Raw genomic sequence first — 1,208 nt, forward strand, 5'->3', positions numbered from 1 at the left:
TGCACCTGTTTGTCTCTATGTTGCAAGTTGAGCCCGGGCAGTCCGAGTCTGCGGCGCAGGTGATAAGCACGCACCTGTGGAGCGTGCCTGCCCCCTCCCTTGTGTCGCACCTTTCGTTTGCAGTGCAATCAGCGGTGCTTGTGCAGTAGCCAAGCCTTGTCTGGCACCTGTTTTCATCGGGGGTGCAAACCTGGTAGAACGGGCAGTCATTGTCATTTGCGCACCTTCCAGCCACTGCCTGGCAAGTATGCGAGTTTGGCTCGCAGAACTGGAACTTGTCGCACTGGGACGAGGCATCGCAATAGCCCCTCCTAGACTCGCACTTGTTGGTCTTTGAGTTGCAAAGCTGCCAAGGCTTGCACATTTCATCGGAGATGCAGTTGTCGGGATTGACAACGCAGCGCTTTATGTTGCTGTCGCAAACCTGCCAAGCCTCGCAGTCCAGGTCGTTTTGGCAAAACCCAGGCCTAATGCTGCACGAGTGGGTTGTCAGGTTGCAAGTCTGCCAGCCTGTGCAGTCGACTTCAATGTCGCATCTCCCCTCAATTGGCACGCATCTTTGTGTGTTTGTGTTGCACGACTGCCAAGCCTCGCAGTCAAACTGGTCGCGACAGGAGCCAGCCTTTGGCACGCACTGGTGCTTTTTGGGGCTGCACACCTGCGTGTTCTGGTTGCACATCCTGTCAGAGTCGCAAAAGCCCGCCTTTGGCTTGCATTCGTTTGCTGATGTCGAGCAAGTCTGCCATGCCTCGCAGTCAACTTCGCTGCTGCACTTGCCTGCCTTGTACTTGCAAATATGCGTGTCTGGAGTACAGGCCTTCAGGCTGTCGCCGCACTCCCCGTCATTTTGGCAAAACCCTTCCCTGACAACGCAGGCTTTTTTGCCAACGTCGCATTTTTGCCAGTCCTTGCATTCAGAGTCCTTTGCGCACCCCTTCTGGAATGCTGTGCAGCCTGCAAAAACCGCAATTGCGGCAACAATAAGAGCCAAAAGCAATATTTTTCTCATTTTATCAAACCCCAAAAGCTATTTTCCGCGTTTTTACTGTACTATTTACTGTACTATTTTCCCACAATAATTTTAAATATCTGATTTGGCGGAAAAAAACAATGTTGTCATTGCATTGCCCCACTGCGCAGCTTATTTCTTAAGCCCCTTCCCCCTCCTTGATTTGATGTACATGTAGACTCCGGCAAGCACGATTCCT

The 1,208-nt window shown here is 52.1% G+C and carries 1 protein-coding gene; it reads right to left on the reverse strand.

The genetic code is table 11. From position 1 onward, the window contains the following. On the reverse strand, window positions 1-1,009 hold a 1,009-nt coding region (locus FJZ26_06165; protein MBM3229990.1), incomplete at its 3' end, for a hypothetical protein. Window positions 1,010-1,208: the final 199 nt, after the last annotated feature.

This window comes from Candidatus Parvarchaeota archaeon, assembly GCA_016866895.1.
Lineage (GTDB): Archaea > Micrarchaeota > Micrarchaeia > Anstonellales > VGKX01 > VGKX01.